Annotated in this window: 18 protein-coding genes; 13 read left to right on the top strand and 5 right to left on the bottom strand. The window is 73.8% G+C overall.

Going from position 1 to position 19,784, the window contains the following annotated elements:
• Positions 1-262: 262 nt before the first annotated feature.
• A complete protein-coding gene (locus tag O2W18_RS21080) occupies positions 263-928 on the bottom strand; it encodes a DUF2461 domain-containing protein (protein WP_269189378.1) in 666 nt (221 codons plus the stop codon).
• Positions 925-1,491, bottom strand: a complete 567-nt coding sequence (locus tag O2W18_RS21085) for a GNAT family N-acetyltransferase (protein WP_269189379.1) — start codon at positions 1,489-1,491, stop codon at positions 925-927. The genes O2W18_RS21080 and O2W18_RS21085 overlap by 4 nt, the downstream gene beginning before the upstream one ends.
• 158 nt (positions 1,492-1,649) lie before the next feature.
• On the opposite strand from O2W18_RS21085, the gene O2W18_RS21090 reads away from it, so the two are divergent.
• The 7 genes from O2W18_RS21090 to O2W18_RS21120 all read left to right on the top strand — a co-directional run bounded on the left by O2W18_RS21090 (position 1,650) and on the right by O2W18_RS21120 (position 9,428).
• Positions 1,650-2,870, top strand: a complete 1,221-nt coding sequence (locus O2W18_RS21090; RefSeq protein WP_269189380.1) for a winged helix-turn-helix domain-containing protein — start codon at positions 1,650-1,652, stop codon at positions 2,868-2,870.
• A 90-nt stretch (positions 2,871-2,960) separates the two neighbouring features.
• Positions 2,961-3,713 (top strand): FAD-dependent thymidylate synthase, encoded by a 753-nt coding sequence (gene thyX / locus O2W18_RS21095; RefSeq protein WP_269189381.1) that lies wholly within the window; start codon positions 2,961-2,963, stop codon positions 3,711-3,713.
• Positions 3,714-3,761: 48 nt separating this feature from the next.
• Positions 3,762-4,583 (top strand): thymidylate synthase, encoded by an 822-nt coding sequence (locus O2W18_RS21100; protein WP_269189382.1) that lies wholly within the window; start codon positions 3,762-3,764, stop codon positions 4,581-4,583.
• A complete protein-coding gene (locus tag O2W18_RS21105; protein ID WP_269189383.1) occupies positions 4,580-5,182 on the top strand; it encodes a dihydrofolate reductase in 603 nt (200 codons plus the stop codon). The genes O2W18_RS21100 and O2W18_RS21105 overlap by 4 nt, the downstream gene beginning before the upstream one ends.
• Positions 5,183-5,192: 10 nt before the next feature.
• Entirely contained in the window at positions 5,193-6,101 is a 909-nt protein-coding gene (dapA, locus tag O2W18_RS21110; RefSeq protein WP_269189384.1) for a 4-hydroxy-tetrahydrodipicolinate synthase, read from the top strand.
• Positions 6,098-7,804: a ribonuclease J gene (locus O2W18_RS21115; RefSeq protein WP_269189385.1), complete on the top strand. Its 1,707-nt coding sequence runs from the start codon at positions 6,098-6,100 to the stop codon at positions 7,802-7,804. Before dapA ends, O2W18_RS21115 begins: the two co-directional genes overlap by 4 nt.
• A gap of 208 nt (positions 7,805-8,012) precedes the next feature.
• Positions 8,013-9,428: a CSLREA domain-containing protein gene (locus O2W18_RS21120; protein WP_269189386.1), complete on the top strand. Its 1,416-nt coding sequence runs from the start codon at positions 8,013-8,015 to the stop codon at positions 9,426-9,428.
• A gap of 138 nt (positions 9,429-9,566) precedes the next feature.
• Here O2W18_RS21120 and O2W18_RS21125 read toward each other — a convergent pair whose 3' ends face one another.
• The 3 genes from O2W18_RS21125 to O2W18_RS21135 all read right to left on the bottom strand — a co-directional run bounded on the left by O2W18_RS21125 (position 9,567) and on the right by O2W18_RS21135 (position 12,837).
• Positions 9,567-10,244 (bottom strand): zf-HC2 domain-containing protein, encoded by a 678-nt coding sequence (locus tag O2W18_RS21125; RefSeq protein WP_269189387.1) that lies wholly within the window; start codon positions 10,242-10,244, stop codon positions 9,567-9,569.
• Positions 10,241-10,783: a sigma-70 family RNA polymerase sigma factor gene (locus O2W18_RS21130; RefSeq protein WP_269189388.1), complete on the bottom strand. Its 543-nt coding sequence runs from the start codon at positions 10,781-10,783 to the stop codon at positions 10,241-10,243. Before O2W18_RS21130 ends, O2W18_RS21125 begins: the two co-directional genes overlap by 4 nt.
• Before the next feature lie 80 nt (positions 10,784-10,863).
• Positions 10,864-12,837 carry a S9 family peptidase gene (locus O2W18_RS21135; RefSeq protein WP_269189389.1) on the bottom strand — a complete coding sequence of 658 codons (1,974 nt, stop codon included), beginning with the start codon at positions 12,835-12,837 and terminating at the stop codon, positions 10,864-10,866.
• A 106-nt stretch (positions 12,838-12,943) separates the two neighbouring features.
• Between O2W18_RS21135 and O2W18_RS21140 the strand changes: the two genes are divergently transcribed.
• The 6 genes from O2W18_RS21140 (at position 12,944) to O2W18_RS21165 (ending at position 19,688) form a co-directional block, all read left to right on the top strand.
• Positions 12,944-15,457 carry an FtsK/SpoIIIE family DNA translocase gene (locus tag O2W18_RS21140; protein WP_269189390.1) on the top strand — a complete coding sequence of 838 codons (2,514 nt, stop codon included), beginning with the start codon at positions 12,944-12,946 and terminating at the stop codon, positions 15,455-15,457.
• 125 nt (positions 15,458-15,582) lie between these two features.
• Complete coding sequence (gene rimO / locus O2W18_RS21145) at positions 15,583-17,007, top strand: 30S ribosomal protein S12 methylthiotransferase RimO (protein ID WP_269189391.1); 1,425 nt, start codon at positions 15,583-15,585, stop codon at positions 17,005-17,007.
• Between the two features lie 13 nt (positions 17,008-17,020).
• The gene (gene pgsA / locus O2W18_RS21150) at positions 17,021-17,689 is read left to right on the top strand and encodes a CDP-diacylglycerol--glycerol-3-phosphate 3-phosphatidyltransferase (RefSeq protein WP_269189392.1); all 669 of its coding nucleotides are present in this window, start codon (positions 17,021-17,023) and stop codon (positions 17,687-17,689) included.
• On the top strand, positions 17,686-18,216 hold the full coding sequence (locus O2W18_RS21155) for a CinA family protein (protein ID WP_269189393.1): 531 nt from the start codon (positions 17,686-17,688) through the stop codon (positions 18,214-18,216). The genes pgsA and O2W18_RS21155 overlap by 4 nt, the downstream gene beginning before the upstream one ends.
• Positions 18,217-18,345: 129 nt before the next feature.
• A complete protein-coding gene (locus tag O2W18_RS21800; RefSeq protein ID WP_269189394.1) occupies positions 18,346-18,786 on the top strand; it encodes a helix-turn-helix domain-containing protein in 441 nt (146 codons plus the stop codon).
• Between the two features lie 110 nt (positions 18,787-18,896).
• The gene (locus O2W18_RS21165) at positions 18,897-19,688 is read left to right on the top strand and encodes a TetR/AcrR family transcriptional regulator (protein ID WP_269189395.1); all 792 of its coding nucleotides are present in this window, start codon (positions 18,897-18,899) and stop codon (positions 19,686-19,688) included.
• Positions 19,689-19,784: the final 96 nt, after the last annotated feature.

A 19,784-nucleotide genomic window follows, 5' to 3' on the forward strand; every position in this document is an offset into this window, starting at 1 on the left:
GGTGGGAGAGTAGGACGCCGCCGGACATAACTCCCAGGACGGGGTCACAGCTACGGCTGTGGCCCCGTTCCTGCATTCTCGGAGCAGGTACGCCGCTGTGCGATCTGCCGCTGTGCGGTCAGCCCCAGAATGCGCGTCCGCAGCATGGGGCTCGGTGTCAGCGAGTGTGGCCTCGTCGCCCGCCGGTGCCGAACTCGACTGTCGACGACCCCTTGCCGGGCGACGTGATTCGTCCGGCGGTGCGCGTCACGTGACGCAAGGATCAGCGGCGGCGGTCCGGTGGGGCGGTGGTGGCCCCGACGTTCTCGTCCAGCCATCGGTTCAGCGGTGCGAAGGCCCGCCATGCCTCGCAGACCCGCTCGCGGGCAGCGGGCGTGTGCAGCCAGTCCGCCGGCGTCCACTGCTGGGATGCGTTCAGGGACTTGTGCCGCAGGAGCTCGATCCGCGGGTGGTCCGCCGGCCAGCCGCGCGGCGTCCGGATCAGCTGTTCCCCGCCCACCTCGTACCCGGCGGCGCGCAGGTCGCGGACCAGGGCCTCGAGTCGGGTGCCCTGCAGGTCGTCGCCGACGGCCCGGCGGTACCGCTCCACCTGGTCCGGTTGCAGGCGCCAGCATCCACCGGCCACCCGCAGTCCGTCGGCGGAGACCTGCACGTACACCGATCCGGACCCGGCGCCGTCTGGCTGGAGCACCGCCCCCTGGTGCGTCTTGTAGGGAGTCTTGTCGTGGCTGAAGCGGACGTCGCGGTACGGCCGGAAGAGCTTGGGCGTGCCGAACTCCGGCGCGAGCTCGTCGGCCAGCGCCTGGAGCGGCGCGCGCACGTGTTCGTCGTAGCTGCTCCGGTGCTGGGTCCAGTAGGCCTTGCTGTTGTCGGCCTCCAGGCCCTCGTAGAAGACCATGGCTTCGTCGGGGAAGCCGGAGAACGTCACGGTGCAGCTCCCTCCTCGTCGTCCAGCAGGGTGGTCCAGCGGAGTTGCGTGAGCGGGGCCGCGCCGGTGTCCAGCGTCCGTGTCCACCCATCGGGCGCCCAGCCCGCCGACTCCAGGAACCGGGCGGTCACGTCGTCGGCTTCGGGGACCCAGGTGTGCAGGGTGCGGACCCCCCGCTCGGTGGCGAGGTCCGCGACCGCGGCGAGCAGCCGGCTGCCGTGGCCACGCCGGCCCCAGCGGGGCTCGACGAACAGTGCGGCCAGCTCGGCGACCCCGGCGTCGTCGGAGGGGCCGTAGGCGGCGAACCCGACCACGGTCCCCGCGTCCACAGCGACCAGCACGCCGTGCGCGGACGTGGGGGGTGCGGTCACTGCCGCCCGCCAGTTGGTCGTGGCGGCGTCGTCGTCCCAGTCGTCGAGGACCGCTGCCGGGAGGAGCGACCGGTAGGCGGTCCGCCAGGTGACGACCTGCACGCGCGCGATCGCCTCCGCGTCGCCGGTCGTCGCCGGTCGTACGGACACGTCGGCGCGGCCGGACAGGCCGCGTCCCCTCGGCAGCTCCATCGGGGCAGCGTAGGCGGTGGTCCCGGTGGCCGGCCCGGGCGTTCGCAGGGGCGATGCGCGCCGTTGGCTCGGCAGCCCGGGGCAGGAGGTGCTCGGCAGGGCACACCTGCTGAGTCGCCCCGACGCGACTGTCGTAGCGGCAGGGCAGGATCGGCCGGGTGACGACCTCCGTCGAGCGGCTGCCCGCCGGGCTGGCCCGCCGGATCGCCCTGGCCGCCCAGGGGTTCGCCGAGCCGCGGCCCACCGGCATCGTCGGCACCCGGCAGCTGCGCCGGACCGCCGACCGCCTGGCCGTGGTGCAGATCGACTCGGTCAACGTCCTCTCCCGGTCGCACTACCTCCCCTTCTTCAGCCGGCTGGGCCCCTACCGGCGCAGCGATCTGGACGCGCTCTCGAACCGGCGGCACGACCTCGTCGAGTACTGGGCGCACGAGGCCTCGCTCCTGCCGGCGCACCTGCACCCGCACCTGCGCTGGCGGATGGCCGCCGCCGACCAGGAGGCCTGGGGCTCGATGACCCGGGTGCAGCAGGAGCGTCCGGAGTACGTGGCGGCCCTGCTGGCTCGGGTGCGCACCGAAGGGCCGATCCGGGCCAGTCAGCTGCAGGAGGAGCGGCCCAACCGGCCGGGCAGCATGTGGAACTGGCACGCCGGGAAGGCCGCGCTGGAGTACCTGTTCTTCACCGGGGCGCTGACCGCCCGCGGCCGCACGGCCGGGTTCGAGCGGGTGTACGACCTCCCGGAGCGGGTGCTGCCGCCCGCCGTCGTCCAGGCGCCGACGCCGGAGCGGCCGGAGGCCGTCCGGGAGCTGGTCCGCACCGCGGCCCGGGCGCTGGGCGTGGCCACCGAGACCGACCTGCGGGACTACTTCCGGCTCGCCCCCATCGACGCCCGGACGGCGATCGCCGAGCTCACCGACGCCGGCGAGCTGCAGCCGGTCGAGGTGGCGAGCTGGAACCGGCCGGCCTGGCTGGACCCGCAGGCGCGGAGGCCACGGTGGATCCACGCCCGCGCGCTGCTGTCGCCGTTCGACTCGCTGGTGTGGGAACGGCCCCGGGTCGAGCGCATCTTCGGCTTCCGCTACCGGCTGGAGATCTACACGCCGGCGGCCAAGCGGGTGCACGGCTACTACGTGCTGCCGTTCCTGCTCGGCGACCGGCTCGTCGCCCGCGTCGACCTGAAGGCCGACCGGCAGGCCGGCGTGCTCCGGGTGCAGGGCACCTTCGCCGAGCCGGGGGTCGACGCCCCTGAGGTCGCCGCGGCGCTGGCGGCCGAGCTCCGGCTGATGGCCGACTGGATGGCCCTGGACGAGGTGGTGGTGGCCGACCGGGGTGACCTGGCCCCCGACCTGGCGGCCGCGGCCGTCGCCACCGCAGGATGAGGTGCGCACGGCCGCTGCCTCCCGGCCACCTCGCGGACCGGGCGGGTGCCGTGCCCATGGGGGGCACGGCCCGGGCCGTACCCTCGACGGGTGCCCGCCATCGCCCCCTTGAAGGTGCAGGTCGTCGCGCAGACGCAGTTCACCCCGCCGGCGGACGTGCCCTGGGAGACCGACGCCGAGGGCGGACAGGCGCTCGCGGAGTTCGCCGGACGGGCCTGCTACCAGTCCTGGACCAAGCCGAACCCGAGCACGGCGACCAACGAGGCGTATCTCCGGCACATCCTGGAGGTCGGGCACCTGTCGGTGCTCGAGCACGGCACGGTGTCCATGTACCTCTCCGGCGTCTCGCGGTCGCTGACCCACGAGCTCATCCGGCACCGGCACTTCTCCTACAGCCAGCTGTCCCAGCGCTACGTGCCCGAGCGGGACGCCGCCGTGGTCGAGCCCGCGGTCATCGCCGAGGACCCGGAGCTGCACGAGAAGTTCCTCGCCGCGACCGATGCCGCTCTGGCCGCCTACGCCGAGCTGCTGGAGGGGCTGGAGAAGCGCTTCGCCGACGTCCCCAACGCGACGCTGCGCCGCAAGCAGGCCCGGCAGGCGGCCCGCTCGGTGCTGCCGAACGCCACCGAGACGCGGATCGTCGTCACCGGCAACTACCGGGCCTGGCGGCACTTCGTGGCCATGCGCGCCAGCGAGCACGCCGACGTCGAGATCCGCGAGCTCGCCATCGCCTGCCTCCGCGAGCTGCAGCGCACTGCCCCGCACGTCTTCGGCGACTTCCGGATCAGTGAGCTCTCCGACGGCACGGCCGTCGCCGCGAGCCCGCTGGTCGCCGAGGGCTGACCGACCGCCGTCCGAGCTCTGACCCCACAACCGCGACGAGGAGTCGACATGGCCGAGGTGGCCGTCCAGCAGCAGGTCGACACGCAGTACGAGGACCTGCTCCGCCGTGTCCTGGAGACCGGGACGCCGAAGGACGACCGCACCGGCACCGGGACGCTGAGCCTGTTCGGGGAGCGGCTGCGCTACGACCTGTCCCGCGCCTTCCCGCTGGTGACGACGAAGTCGGTGCACTTCAAGTCGATCGCCTACGAGCTGCTGTGGTTCCTGCGCGGCGAGGGCAACGTCGGCTGGCTGAAGGAGCACGGCGTCTCGATCTGGGACGAGTGGGCGGCCGAGGACGGCAGCCTGGGCCCGGTCTACGGCGTCCAGTGGCGCTCCTGGCCCACGCCGGACGGCGGGTCGATCGACCAGCTCTCCGCCGTGCTGGAGACGCTGCGAACCGACCCGGACTCCCGGCGGATGGTGGTCTCGGCCTGGAACGTCGCCGCGCTGCCCGAGATGGCGCTGGCTCCCTGTCACGCGCTCTTCCAGTTCCACGTCGCCGACGGGAAGTTGTCCTGCCAGCTCTACCAGCGCAGTGCCGACCTGTTCCTCGGCGTCCCGTTCAACATCGCCAGCTACGCGCTGCTGACCCGGATGGTCGCCCAGCAGGTCGGTCTCGAGCCGGGCGACTTCATCTGGGTCGGCGGTGACTGCCACATCTACCGCAACCACCTGCCCCAGGTGCGCGAACAGCTCTCCCGCGAGGTGCTGCCCTTCCCGCAGCTGCAGATCGACCCGGCGCCCTCGCTGTTCGACCACGCCTACGAGGACTTCCACGTCCTCGACTACCGGCACCACCCGGCGATCCGGGGCGCGGTGGCGGTGTGACGGCAGCGGACCCCACGCGGCGCTCGGTGCGGATGGTCTGGGCCCAGACCACCGACGGCGTCATCGGCGCGGACGGCGCACTGCCCTGGCACCTGCCCGAGGACCTGCGGCTGTTCAAGGCCCTGACCGTGGGCGGGACCGTGGTCATGGGCCGGCGCACCTGGGCGTCGCTGCCGCCCCGGTTCCGGCCACTGCCCGGCCGCCGCAACGTGGTGCTCAGCTCGACGTTGCAGACGTCCGAGGGCATGCAGGTGGTCCGGTCGGTGCCCGACGCGCTCGCGCTGGACGGCGACCTGTGGGTGATCGGCGGTGGGGCGGTCTACGCCGCGTTCCTCCCGCACGCCGACGAACTGGTGGCGACCGAGGTCGACGCACAGCTGCCGGGTGACACCTGGGCGCCCCGGCCCGGACCGGGCTGGGTGCCCGGCACCCGGGTGCCCGCATCGGGCTGGTCGGCGTCGACGACCGGGCTCCGTTTCCGGGTCACCCAGTGGGGGCGAGCGACGGTCGACCCGGACCCCGTGGCCCGCGTCCTCGCCGAGCACCAGGAGACCTGGGCTGCCCCAGGGCGGTCCGGTGCTGTCGGGGCGGGCCGGTAGATTCCAGACCATGACCCCGGCCAGGACCACGGACCCCGCCCGACCGTTCGGGCGCGTGCTCACGGCGATGGTCACCCCGCTCGCCGAGGACGGCACGATCGACCTCGCCGGCGCCCAGCAGCTCGCCGCCCACCTGGTCGACCGGCAGTCACACGACGGCCTGGTCGTCTTCGGGACGACGGGGGAGTCGCCCACCATCAGCGACGGCGAGCAGCACGCCGTGCTCGAGGCGGTGCTGGACGCCGTCGGTGACCGCGCCATGGTGGTCGCCGGGGTCGGCACGAACGACACCGCGCACTCGATCGAGAAGGCCCAGTCGGCGGCCCGGCTCGGCGTGCACGGCCTCCTCGTCGTCACCCCGTACTACAACAAGCCCCCGCAGGCCGGCCTGCTCCGGCACTTCACCGCGGTCGCCGACGCCACCGACCTGCCGGTGATGCTCTACGACATCCCGCCGCGCTCGGTCGTCCCGATCGAGGTCGACACCCTGGTCCGCGCCGCAGAGCACCCGAACATCGTCGCGGTGAAGGACGCCAAGGGCGACTTCGGTGCGCTCATGCAGACCCTCGCCCGCACCGACCTCGCCTACTACTCCGGCGAGGACATGCTGAACCTGCCGCTGCTCTCGGTCGGCGCCGTCGGCGTGGTGAGCGTCGTCGGTCACCTGGTCGGCTCCCGGCTGGCGGAGCTGATCGCCGCCGTCGAGGCCGGTGACCTCGCCCGGGCGCGTCAGGTCAACGAGAGCCTGCTGCCGGTCTACACCGGGATCTTCCGCACCCAGGGCACGATCATGGTCAAGGCGGCGCTGCGGGAGCTCGGGCTCCCGGCCGGCCCGGTCCGGCCGCCCCTCGTGGACGCCACCGACGAACAGGTGGCGCAGCTGCGCGTGGACCTCGCGGCCGGAGGTGTCCAGCTGTGACGACGTCGAACTCCCCACAGCCGCACCTGGACCTGAAGGCACCCCCGCCGCTGCCGGCCGGTGGCCTCCGGGTGATGGCGCTGGGCGGTCTGGGCGAGATCGGCCGGAACATGGCCGTGCTGGAGTTCGACGGCCAGCTGCTGATCATCGACTGCGGGGTGCTGTTCCCCGAGGCGGAGCAGCCCGGCGTCGACCTGATCCTGCCCGACTTCGGGGTCATCGAGCACCGGATGGAGGACGTCGCCGCCGTCGTCCTCACCCACGGGCACGAGGACCACATCGGCGCGATCCCCTACCTGCTCCGGCTGCGCGCCGACATCCCGCTGGTCGGCTCCCGGTTCACCCTCGCGCTGGTCAAGGCGAAGCTGCGCGAGCACCGGATCGACCCGGTCGTCGTCGAGGTCGCGGCCGGTGACGACCACCTGGCGGGTGAGTTCCACTGCGAGTTCGTCAGCGTCAACCACTCCATCCCCGACGCGCTCGCCGTCGCGGTGCACACCCCGGCGGGCACGCTCGTGCACACCGGCGACTTCAAGATGGACCAGCTGCCGCTCGACGGCGTGCTGACCGACCTCGGGGCCTTCGCCCGGCTCGGGGTCGCCGGCATCGACCTGCTGCTCAGCGACTCCACCAACGCCGAGGTGCCCGGGTTCGTCACCTCCGAGCGCAGCATCGGGCCGGTGCTGGACTCGGTGTTCGAGCGCGCCTCCCAGCGGCTGATCGTCTCCAGCTTCGCCAGCCACGTGCACCGCATCCAGCAGGTCCTCGACTGCGCGGCCGAGCACGGCCGCAAGGTCGCGTTCGTGGGCCGTTCGATGGTCCGGAACATGGGGGTCGCCCAGGACCTCGGCCTGCTCCGGGTGGCACCCGGGCTGATGGTCAAGCTCGACGAGGCCACCTCGATGCCCCCCGAGCAGGTGGTGCTGGTCAGCACCGGATCGCAGGGGGAGCCGCTGTCGGCGCTGGGCCGGATGGCTCGTGGCGACCACCACCAGGTCACCATCGAGGCCGGCGACACGATCATCCTGGCGTCCTCGCTGGTGCCCGGGAACGAGACCGCCGTCTACAAGGTGATCAACGGCCTGGCCCGGCTGGGCGCGACCGTGGTGCACAAGGAGACGGCCCGGGTGCACGTCTCCGGGCACGCCCCGGCGGGGGAGCTGCGCACGCTGCTCAACGTGGCCAAGCCGCGGTACCTCATGCCGGTGCACGGGGAGTGGCGGCACCTGCGGGCGCACGCCGCGCTGGCCCAGGAGACCGGGATGAGCCGCGACCGCATCCTGCTGGCCGAGGACGGCGTCGTCGTCGACCTGGTCGACGGCAAGGCGTCGATCGTGGGCAGCGTGCCGATCGGCAACGTCTACGTCGACGGGCTCAACGTCGGCGACGTCGGCGAGGAGTCGCTGCAGGCCCGGCGGATCCTCGGCGACGAGGGCTTCGTGGCGCTGACCGTGGTCATCGAGCCCTCGACCCGCACCATCGTCCGACCGGTGCACCTGTCGACGCGGGGCTTCTCCGACGACCCGGCCGCCTTCACCGAGGCGCTCGCCCTGGTCGAGGAGGAGCTGAAGCGGGCACTGGCCGCCGACGACCAGGTCGACGCCCACCGGCTCTCCCAGGTGATCCGCCGGACGGTCGGCAAGTGGGTGTCCGACACCTACCGCCGCCGCCCGATGATCATCCCGACCGTCCTCGAGGTCTGATCCCTTCGCTGCGCTGCTGTCTCCAGGCAGACCCTGACGCAGTGTGACGAACATCTCGTCGGCGCGTCAGCACACGCCGAGCTCGGGGCTCTCCGAGCCTGCGGCGACAGATTCCCAGCTCTCCGATCGAACGGGTGCCCGCGCCCTGCGTACCCACCGGTGTCCGGTGTTCGTCCGCCGGCCAGACCGATCGATGAGGAGACGACAGATGCGCACCAGATCACTGGCGGGTGCTGCGGCGTCAGCGCTGGCAATCAGCCTGCTGGCCGGCAGCCCAGCTCTGGCCCATGACGCCTGGGCCGCGGGCGACGGGCAGGGGAGTGCCCGGGACCAGAGCGACCGGCACCAGAGCGACCGGCACCAGGGCGACCGGGAGGACGACGACCGCTACCAGGGCAAGCACCGGGACGGGGACCAGGGCATCCGGGTCACCACGACAGCCGACACCGTCGACGCCGATCCCGGGAACGGTCGCTGCGCCGACGTCCACGACGAGTGCTCGCTCCGTGCCGCGGTACAGGAGGCCAACGCGTCGGGTGGTGGCACGATCGAGCTGAGCAAGGGGACCTACCTGCTCACCCTCAGGAACGGCGATGCGGCCGGCGAGGACGACTCGGCGACGGGCGACCTCGACATCAGGGCCGAGATCACCATCAATGGCAACGGTGGCACGGTCGATGCCCAGGGCATCGACCGTGGCTTCGACGTGCTCGTCGGCGGTCGGCTGTCAGTGCGCGACCTCACGGTCACGGGTGGGGTGGCGGCCGGGACTGGGCTGCCCGCATCCGGCGGCGGCCTGCGGAACGCCGGCACGCTGGAGGTCCAGCGGAGCACGATCACCGGGAACAGCGCGGTGCGGGCCGGCGGGGGGATCGAGGCGAGCGACGGGTCGACGACGACCGTCTCCCGGTCGAAGTTGTCGGGCAACTCCGCCGGCGACGGTCCCGGCAACGGCGGCGGCCTGCACCTCACCGGCGCCGGCACGGTGGACGTCGAGCGCAGCGCGGTGACCGGCAACACGGCTGCGTCCGAGGGCGGCGGGTTGTGGAACTCCGGCCTCGGCACCATGACGGTGGACCGCAGCCTCATCGTCGGGAACACCGCCAGCGGTGCCGAGGCCACCATGGGGGGCGGCGGCCTGTTCCAGGAGGCGGGGGAGTCCGGGACGCTGGTCGTCACGCGCTCGGCGGTCAAGGACAACGTCGCCGATGGCGCATCCGGCTCCGGCGGCGGCATCCTCAACGACCAGGGCACCCTCGTGGTCGACCGCTCCTCGATCAGCGGCAACTCCGCGACGCGTGCCGGTGGCGGCATCGAGGCCAACGTCGGCACGACGACGCTCCAGCGCAGTCTCCTCACCGGCAACTCCACCGGCGACGGTCCCGGCAACGGCGGTGGCCTGCACCTGACCGGCGCCGGCACGGTGGACATCGACCGGAGCCAGGTGCGGGGCAACACCGCTGCAGCCGAAGGCGGAGGGCTCTGGAACTCCGCGACCGGGACCATGACCGTGACCCGCACGGCTGTCCGCGGCAACTCTGCACCGATCGGCCCGGACGTCTTCCAGGACGGCCCCGGCTCGGGCCTCACCGTGGACGGGGAGCCGGTGCCGGCGACTCCCTGACCGACCGACGGCCGACACGAGCGGCCGACAGCACGATCTCCGGCCGCGTCGGGGGGCAGCAACTGCCACCCGACGCGGCCGGAGCGCGTGGCCCGGACCTGCTCAGCGCGGGCCGGGACGGTGCTCGGGAGGTCGAGCTCAGAAGGTCGAGCGGAGCACGACCGCGCCGCTGGCGTCGACCACCTGGAAGCCCTCGGCGTCGGCGCGCAGGACCGGGGAGTTGAGGTTGCAGAACAGCTCCGCGGGGCCGGTGCCGAGGAAGGCCCCGGCAGGTGCCGCGTCCCCGCCGTCCTCGAGGACGGCGACCCGGTAGACCTCCCCGGCGGTGAAGCCGGCTCCGGCGAGCTTCACCTCGACCCCCCAGGTGTGCGGCACCACGTCGGCGGTCGCGGTGATGTCCGGGTCCGTGACCTCGACGGCCACGCTCTCCAGCGGCGGTGGGGGCGGAACCGGCCGGACCAGCCAGCCGACGGCGAAGGCCGCGGCAGCCGTGGCCAGCACCAGCGCACCGGCGGCGAGCCGGGTCCGTCGGCGGCGCCCGGTCGGATCGGCCCGGGGGACCGCGCCCTCGGCGGCGATCCGGGCCAGGACGGCGTCGGCCAGCCCGGCCGGGGGCGCCGGGTCCTCGTCGAGTCGGTCGGGATCGGCGTCGGCCAGCCGGGCGGCGATCGGGGCCAGTTCGGCCAGCTCGGCGCGGCAGGCGGCACACCCCTCGAGGTGTGCCCGCACCACGGCGCGCTCATCGGGGCTGCCCGCCCCCAGGGCGTACACGCCGAGTTCCTCGCGCAGCGCGCGGTGCGCCTGTTCCTCGTTCACGGTTCCACCCCCATCTCCTCCATCGCCAGCCGCAGTGCCTTCAGGCCGTAGAAGACCCTGCTGCGCAGTGTGCCCACCGGTACGCCGAGCTCCGCCGCGACGTCGGCGTGCGGCCGGCCGCGCAGGTGGGTCTCCACGATCGCGGCGCGGTGCTCGGCCCCGATCCGACGCAGCGCCTCCTCGACCACCCAGGCGTCGACCAGCCGCTCGTCCAGGTCAGGCTCAGGGGGGCTGTGGTCGTCGTGCCGGGTGCCGTCGGTGAGCTGGCGCTGCCACGGGCGGGCCGCGCCGCGTCGTGCCTCGTCGACCAGCAGGTTGCGGGCGATGGCGAACAGCCAGGTGCGCAGGCTGGCCAGCCGGGGGTCGAAGGACCCCGCGGACCGCCAGGCCCGCAGGAACACCTCCTGCACGACGTCCTGGGCGGCACCCTGGTCACCCAAGTGGCGCAGGGCGAAGCGGTAGAGCTCCGGCCCGTGCGCGGCGTAGGCGGCCGGGACGTCGAGGTGGTCGGGCTCGGCCGGTCGCAGCTGCCGCACCATGTCCCACCTCCCGATCGCCGGATGCCCTGCGGTTGTGTACGGCGCTGGGACTGGATCCGTTCACCGGGTGTCGTGCGGCGTCACGGACGCACGACCTCGATCGGGGTGATCCCCTCCTCGGCGGGGAGGGCGAAGCCCAGCACCTGGGCGTAGAAGGAGAGCTCGCCGTCCAGCGCGGTGCGGATGTTCTCCGCCTTGCGGAAGCCGTGCTGCTCACCGGGGAAGAGCACGTACGCGTGCGGCACGCCCTTCGCCCGCAGGGCCGCGACCATCATCTCCGCCTGCTCCGGCGGCACCACTCGGTCCTCGTCGCCCTGGAACACCGCCAGCGGGGTGTCGAGTGCGTCCGTGGCGTTGATCGGCGAGCGCTCGGCGTAGACCTCGGCGCCGGCGGGCCAGGGCGCGATCAGCCCGTCGAGGTAGCGGGACTCGAACTTGTGGGTGTCGGCGGCCAGCGCGGCCAGGTCGGCGACGCCGTAGTGGCTGGCCCCGGCGGCGAAGACGCCCGGGCGGAAGGTCAGCGCCGCCAGCGTGGTGTACCCGCCGGCGGAGCCGCCGCGGATCGCCAGCCGCGCCGGGTCGACCCGCAGCCCGGCAGGGCCGTCCCCGGAGGAGAGGTACCGGGCGCAGGCGACGACGTCGTCCAGGTCGGCCACGCCCCACTGCCCCTTCAGCGCCTCCCGGTAGCGCCGGCCGTAGCCGGTCGAGCCGCGGTAGTCGACGTCGGCGACGGCGAACCCGCGGGAGGTCCAGTACTGGACGCCGAGGTCCAGCACCGCACGGGCGGCGGCGGTGGGCCCGCCGTGCACCAGCACCAGCAGCGGCGGCAGCTCGCCGCCCACCCCGGTGACCTGCGGGTTGGTCGGCGGGTAGACGAGTGCGTGCGCCTCGGCGACCCCGCTGGGCCCGGGCTCGGTGGGGAAGGTGACGTGCTGCGGCCGGGAGAACCAGGCCGGGTCCAGGCCGAGGTCGCGGGCCGGGCGGAGCACCTCGTGGGCACCGTCGAGACCGACCCGGAGGACGACCGCCTCGGATGCCGGGCCACCGGCCACGCAGACGAGGCCGTCGGAGGTGCCGCGCACTTGACCGAAGGCCGAGTACGGCAGGTCGAGCTCGCGCGCCGTGCCGTCGGTGTCGAGCACGGCGAGCCGGTCGGCGCCGTCCCGGCCGTAGGCGAGCACGACCCGCCCGTCGTCCAGCAGGTCGAACCGGCTCTGCCCGAAGACCCACTGCGGCCCGGCGATGTCGCTGCCGGCATCGAACACCAGCTCGACCTCGCCGTGCGGCCGGCGCCGCTGGAGCGACCAGACATCGGTGCGGTCGGACAACCACCACAGCGTGGCGTCCGTACCCCACACCGGCTGCACCACCGACTCACCCGGACCGCCGGCCAGCACGTGGTCCTCGCCGTCGCCGTCCCGGACGACGAGCTGGGCGCTGTCCCAAGGCATGTCCGGGTGGTCCCATCGCAGGTAGGCCAGCGCAGGGCCGCCGGGCTCCCGCCGCGGGTCGGAGACGAAGTCCGGCCCGCTCACCAGCACCTCCACGGTGCCGTCGGCGGCGACCCGGACCACCTCGTTGACGACCTCGGCGGCCAGGCCGGAGGCGGTGTGGGTCTCCCGCACCGCCAGGACGCCGTCGCCGTCGGCGTGCAGGTCGGCGAACCGGACCCCGGCCGGGACGGCGGGCTCCGGGGTCACCGCGACCGGCTCGCTGCTGCCCGGGTCGACCCGGTACAGCCGCTGGTCGGCGAAGTCGGTGAACCACACGGTGCCGGCGGCGACGGTCCAGGCGCCGCCGCCGTACTCGTGCACCCGGGTGCGGGCGTTCCAGGGGGAGGGGAGCAGGTCGGTCGTCGTCCCGTCCGGCGTGCGGCGGACCAGCACGGTGCGGCCGCCCTCGCTGGGGCGGCCCTCGGCCCACCAGACGTCAGCGCCGGCTCCGGACCCGTCCACGACGACCTCACCGAGCCGGGCGGCGGCGCGCACGACGAGCTCGGAGGTGATCGGCGTGGGCCAGCTGCCATGGGGGAGGGTCTGCTCGGGAGCGGTCACCCCGGTCACGCTAGCCAGCCGACGAGCTGGGTGTCGGCTGAGCCCGAGCCGGACACGCGGCGCCGGATGGGCCCCGGTACCGGCATCGGCGATTACCGTCTGACGCATGCCTGCTCGCGCGTCGACGTCGAACCGGGCGCCCGCGCGCGGGAGCGCCTCCTCACGCCCGCGCTCGGGCAGCACCGCTGCCAAGAAGCGTGCCCCGGCCAAGCGCGGGGCGACCGCGGCCCGCCGGCCGGCGCCGAAGAAGAAGCAGGGCACGCTCGCCGGGAGCCTCTGGCGCGGCGCGACCGGTGCCTGGGGCCTGCTGGCCCGCGGCGCCGGCGGCGTGGCGCGCTCGGTGGCGCGGCCGGCGGAGGCGGAGCCGCTGGGTCCCGAGCACCGCCGGGACGGCGTCGGGCTCGCCGTCCTGGGCCTGGCGATCGTGCTGGGAGCGGCCGTCTGGACCAACGGCATCGGTCCGGTCGGCGCCGGTCTGGCCACCGGGGTCGAGTGGACGATCGGTGCCCTGACCGTCGGGCTGCCGGTCGTGCTGTTCCTGGTCGCGCTGCGGCTGCTGCGGCACCCCCCGCACCCGGAGTCGCGCGGGCGGCTGATGATCGGCTGGCTGAGCGTGATCGCCGCCGTCGTCGGCGTGGCCCACGTCGTCGGGCCGGAGGCCGAGCCGGACGAGCGGACCGGCGCCGGCGGCCTGCTCGGGTGGGCGGTCGGCATGCCGTTGACCGCCGGGGTCGGCCCGATCGTCACCGTGCTGCTGCTGGTCCTGCTCGCTTTCTTCGGCGTGCTCGTCGTCACCGCCACGCCGGTGCACCAGGTGCCCGAACGCCTGCGGGAGTGGGCCGACCGGCAGCTGGGCCGGGACGGCGACGAGGAGTACGACGACTACGACGAGTACCAGGACGAGGAGCCGGCGACCGAGCCGGTCCCGCGGGTGCGCAGGAGCCGCAAGGCCCCAGCGGTCGAGGACACCCTGGACACCGGGGTCGTGGACACCGCCGCACTGGACGACGCCCCGGATGCCGTCGTCCACGAGCCGGCCCCCGAGCCCGTCCCGGTCCGCCGGCCGGCGATCATCGACCGCACGGCCCCGCCGGAGGACCTGCCGCCGATCGAGGAGCCCGAGCAGCTCCGGATCCAGCCGGTCGAGGGCGCCTACACGCTGCCCTCGGTGAGCGTGCTGCGCGCCGGCACCCCGCCGCGGGCCAAGTCCAAGGCCAACGACGTCGCCATCGAGGCGATCACCGGGGTGCTCGAGCAGTTCAACATCGACGCCGCGGTCACCAGCTACACCCGCGGCCCGACGGTGACCCGCTACGAGATCGAGCTGGGCAACGCGGTCAAGGTCGAGAAGATCACCGCGCTGACCAAGAACCTCGCCTACGCCGTCGCCAACGACAACATCCGCATCCTCGCGCCCATCCCGGGCAAGTCGGCGGTGGGCGTCGAGGTGCCCAACACCGACCGCGAGACCGTCAGCCTGGGCGACGTCATGCGCTCCCAGGTGGCCAAGCAGGACCCGCACCCGATGCTGGTCGGCCTGGGCAAGGACATCGAGGGCGGCTTCGTCTGCGCCAACCTGGCCAAGATGCCGCACCTGCTGGTCGCCGGTGCCACCGGTGCCGGCAAGTCCAGCTGCATCAACTCGCTGCTGACCTCGCTGCTGCTCCGGGCGACACCCGACCAGCTGAGGATGATCCTGGTCGACCCGAAGATGGTCGAGCTCACGCCCTACGACGGCATCCCGCACCTGATCACGCCGATCATCACCGACCCCAAGAAGGCCGCCACCGCGCTGGCCTGGCTGGTCGAGGAGATGGAGCAGCGCTACCAGGACATGCGCGCCACCGGGGTGCGGCACATCGACGACTTCAACAAGAAGGTCGAGCGCGGGGAGATCACCGCCCCGCCCGGCAGCGAGCGGGTCTACCAGCCCTACCCCTACATCCTCACCATCGTCGACGAGCTCGCCGACCTGATGATGGTCGCGCCGCGGGACGTCGAGGAGTCGATCGTCCGGATCACCCAGAAGGCGCGCGCCGCCGGCATCCACCTGGTGCTGGCCACCCAGCGCCCCTCGGTCGACGTCGTCACCGGCCTGATCAAGGCCAACGTGCCCTCGCGGCTGGCGTTCTCCACCTCCAGCCTCACCGACAGCCGGGTCATCCTCGACCAGCCGGGCGCGGAGAAGCTGATCGGCATGGGCGACGCCCTCTTCCTGCCGATCGGCGCCGGCAAGCCGATCCGCGTGCAGGGCGCCTACGTCTCCGACGCCGAGATCGAGGCGGTCGTCGAGTTCGTCAAGCGCCAGGGCGAGCCGGAGTACCGCGAGGAGGTCTTCACCGCCGCGGCGGCGGAGAAGAAGGAGATCGACGAGGACATCGGCAACGACCTGGAGCTGCTGGTCCAGGCCGTCGAGCTCGTCGTCACCAGCCAGTTCGGCTCCACCTCGATGCTGCAGCGCAAGCTGCGGGTGGGCTTCGCCAAGGCGGGGCGGCTGATGGACCTGATGGAGAGCCGCGGCATCGTCGGGCCGTCGGAGGGCTCCAAGGCCCGGGACGTGCTCATCAAGCCCGACGAGCTGGAGTCGGTCATGTTCACCCTGCGCGGGGGAGAGGGCTGAGCGCGGACCCTGCACCGGTGTCGCCGGTCGGGGGTCCGGGCGACGCCTACGATGGTGCGGTGCCAGCCCTGCCCAGACCCATGACATCCCCCGAAGGGCAGCCCGCCGGTCCCGCTCCGCGGCGCGTGTCCGTCGTCACCCTCGGCTGTGCCCGCAACGAGGTGGACTCCGAGGAACTCGCCGGACGCCTGGCCGGTGACGGGTACGAACTGGTCGCCGACGGCGAGGCCGCCGACGCCGTGCTGGTGAACACCTGCGGGTTCATCGAGAGCGCGAAGAAGGACTCGGTCGACGCGATCCTCGCCGCCACCGACTCCGGCGCCGAGGTGATCGCCGTCGGCTGCATGGCCGAGCGGTACGGCGCCGAGCTGGCCGGGGCGCTGCCCGAGGCCACTGTCCTCGGCTTCGACGACTACGGCGCCATCGGCGACCGGCTGGACGACGTGCTCACCGGCCGGCCGCTGGTCCCGCACACCCCGAAGGACCGGCGGACGCTGCTGCCGATCAGCCCGGTGCAGCGGACGGCGGCGACCCAGGCCCCGGACGCGCCGGCCATCCCCGGCCACGACTGGCTCCGTCGCAAGCGACTGGCCAGCGGCCCGTCCGCGGCGTTGAAGATCGCCTCCGGTTGCGACCGGCGCTGCGCCTTCTGCGCCATCCCCACCTTCCGTGGCTCCTTCGTCTCCCGCCCGGCCGGTGAGGTGCTCGGCGAGGCGCACTGGCTGGCCTCGCAGGGGGTCACCGAGATCGTCCTGGTGAGCGAGAACTCCACCTCCTACGGCAAGGACACCGGCGACCTCCGCTCGCTGGAGAAGCTGCTGCCCCAGCTGGCCGCCGTCGACGGCATCGCCCGCGTGCGGGTGGCCTACCTGCAGCCGGCCGAGCTGCGGCCCGGGCTGCTCGAGGTGATCGCCGCGACCCCGGGCATCGCCCCCTACTTCGACCTGTCCTTCCAGCACTCCTCGCCGACGCTGCTGCGCCGGATGCGGCGCTTCGGCGGCACCGAGGACTTCCTCGGCATCATCGAGCGGGCCCGGGCGCTGGCGCCGGGTGCGGGCTTCCGCACCAACGTCATCCTCGGGTTCCCCGGCGAGACCGAGGACGACGTCGTCGAGCTCGAGCGCTTCCTCACCGAGGGGCGGCTGGACGCCGTCGGCGTGTTCGGCTACTCCGACGAGGACGGCACCGAGGCGCTCGGGCTGCCCGGCAAGCTCGACCAGGTGGAGATCGACGCCCGGGTGCGGCGGATCACCGACCTGGTCGAGGAGCTGACCGCGCAGCGCGCCGAGGAGCGGATCGGCAGCACCGTGGAGGTGCTGCTCACCGAGGACCTGTCCGACGACGAGGAGCCCGGCACCTGGGCCGGCCACGCCGCGCACCAGGACCCCGACGCCGATGGCACCACGACCGTCTCCGGTGTGCCCGTCGACGCGGTCGCCGGCCAGCTGGTGCAGGCCGAGGTGATCGACACCGAGGGTGTCGACCTGGTCGCGCGGGTGCTGCTGCCCGCGCGCGGGGTGTCGGCGCTCGTCGCACCAGCCGGGGTCTGACCCGGTGGGCGCGGTGGCACCAGGGGGGCCGGTCGACCCGGCGGCGACGCCGCCGCAGAGCGCCCGGCTGCTCAACCTGCCCAACGCGCTCACCATGCTCCGGCTGGCGGTCGTCCCGCTGTTCGCGCTCCTGCTGCTGTCCGAGGGCGGGGCCGACGACGCGCGCCGCGCTTGGGCCACCCTCTTCTTCGTCCTCGCGATCGTCACCGACCAGCTGGACGGCATGATCGCCCGCCGCACCAACCAGGTGACCGAGTTCGGCAAGCTCGCCGACCCGATCGCCGACAAGGCGCTCACCGGCACCGCGCTGATCGGCCTGTCGGTGCTGGGCCTGCTCCCGTGGTGGGTGACGCTGACCATCGTGGTCCGCGAGGTCGGGGTCACCCTGCTGCGGTTCTGGGTCATCCGGCACGGCGTGATCGCCGCCAGCCGCGGTGGCAAGGCCAAGACCGTGCTCCAGTCGCTGGCCATCGGGATGTACATCCTGCCCATCGACGGGCTGTTCGGGACGGCCCGGTGGTGGGTGATGGCCACGGCGTTCGTGCTGACCGTCGCCACCGGCATCGACTACGTCTACCGGGCCGTGAAGCTGCGCCGGACCAGCGCGCGGGCCATGCGGGCGGCGGCGACCCGGCGGGCAGGCTCGGGCGGCGAACCCGGGGTCGGTGAGGGCCGCGCATGAGCTCGCCGGACACCGCCGAGGCGGCACAGCAGCTGCACGAGGCGCTGCTGGCCCGGGGTGAGACGGTCGCGGCAGCCGAGTCGCTCACCGCCGGCCTCTTCTGCGCCACCCTCGCCGCGGTGCCCGGCGCCAGCGCCACGCTGCGTGGTGGGGTCGTCGCGTACGCCACCGACCTGAAGACTGCGCTGGCCGGGGTCGCCCCGGAGCTGCTGGCCACCTCCGGCCCGGTGAGCGAACCCGCCGCGGCTGCGCTCGCCGAGGGGATCCGCAGCCGCTGCGCCGCCACCTGGGGCATAGGTCTCACCGGTGTGGCCGGCCCCGACCCGGTCGACGGGCACGCCCCCGGCCGGGTGTACCTGGGCCTCAGCGACGGGCTGGTCACCGTCGTCCACGAGCTGGACCTCCCCGGCGACCGCGCTGCGGTGCGCGCCGGGGCGGTGCGGGAGGCGATGGCGCGGCTGCTGGGTCGGCTGGCCGAACACCCGCTCCCCGGGAAGCCGGGGGACGGCGGGGGTGTTACGCCATGAGCGGACGGACCTCCACCGGCACGGTGACCCGGGTCATGGCCGCGTACGGTGAGCACACGGCGTCTCCGACCGATCGGGTCAGCGGCGCTGCTCGTTCGACCTGCTCGTGAGAGTGGACAGGAGAGGGCCATGACGCTGCTGCGCACCCAGCTGGGGAACACCCTGCGGGGCCACCGGCTGCGCCAGCGGCGGACCCTGCGCGACGTCTCCGGCGCGGCCCGGGTGAGTCTGGGGTACCTCTCGGAGGTGGAGCGCGGCCAGAAGGAGGCCTCCTCCGAGCTGCTCGCCTCCATCTGCGACGCCCTGGACGTGGAGCTGGCCGACCTGCTGGCGGAGGTGAGCCTGGAGATGCGGCTCACCGAGCCGACCGGTCGCCCGGTCCGTCCGGTCGCCGTCGCCCGCCCGGGAGCCGGGGACGAGGAGGCCGCAGCCGCGGAGGCTGCCGACCAGCCGGCCGAGCAGGCAGCTGCCGAGACGCCGGTCGCCGAGCCGGCCCTGGCGCTCGTGGGCATCGGTCAGTCGGCCCGCGCGGCCACCCGTGCCCGTGGGGCCGTTTCGCTCGCTGCCTGACCGCCCACCGGGGACCGGATTCGTCCACCGTGGAGCCGGTGGGCGCGACACGAAGTCCGCTCGGCGTCCACCTCCTTGACCCAGTGCGACGGAACGGGCACAAAGTGTCCATGTCTTTCCCAGGATCGCGCCCCCCGCTGCCGCAGCACCCCTCGCTCCCGGTGCCGACCGTCACCGGCCGGGGCGGGGTCACCGTGCTGGAGGCCGACGCTGCCGAGTCCGCGGCCGCTGAGGCCGCCGCTGCGGGCGGGCAGCACCTGACGACCCCGGTGCCGATCGGGGGCGCGCTCCTGCAGCCGCCGCCGGCCGGTCACCACCTGACCGCGCCGGTGCCCTCACTCGCCGTCGCCGTCCCGGCCCCGCGCCCCACGACCCCGCGTCAGGACTCCCGTCGTCCCGCGCGCGCCGGGGTGCCGATGAGCCGCACCCGGCGCGGACTGCTCACCGGGGCGCGGGCGGCCTTCGCCGAGCGCGGGGTCCGCAAGACCACGATGCAGCACGTCGCCGCCGCCGCCGGGGTCGCCAAGGCCACGCTGTACAACCACTTCCGCACCAAGGACGACGTGGCGCACGCGCTCATCGCCTACGAGCTGGACCGGCTGGCCGCGCTCGCCGCCGAGCTCCCGCTGACCGTCGCCGTCCCCGCGCTGGCCGAGGAGGTGGGCGGGCACCCGGTGCTGCGCCGGCTGGCCGAGACCGAGCCGGAGACCCTGGTGCAGATGATGGCGCTGGACGCCGACCGCTGGGGCGACGTCGTCGTCACCCTCGGCTCGGCGCTGCGCATCTCCCGCCCCGAGGCCGAGCTGGTCTGCCGCTGGCTGCTGGGCCTGGTGCTGCAGCCGGGCACCGTGCAGGAGCGGGCTGCGCAGGCCGCGGTCGTCACCGGTCAGCTCGTCGGCTGACGCACGCGCGCATCGCCACGGCCGTCCCGGTCCCTGCCGACCGGGACGGCCGTGTGCCGTCCAGCCGCCACAGGGGGCCGTCGGCCCGGTCACGTG

This window comes from Modestobacter sp. VKM Ac-2983 (genome assembly GCF_026967885.1).
In the GTDB taxonomy this organism is placed as follows: Bacteria; Actinomycetota; Actinomycetes; order Mycobacteriales; family Geodermatophilaceae; genus Modestobacter.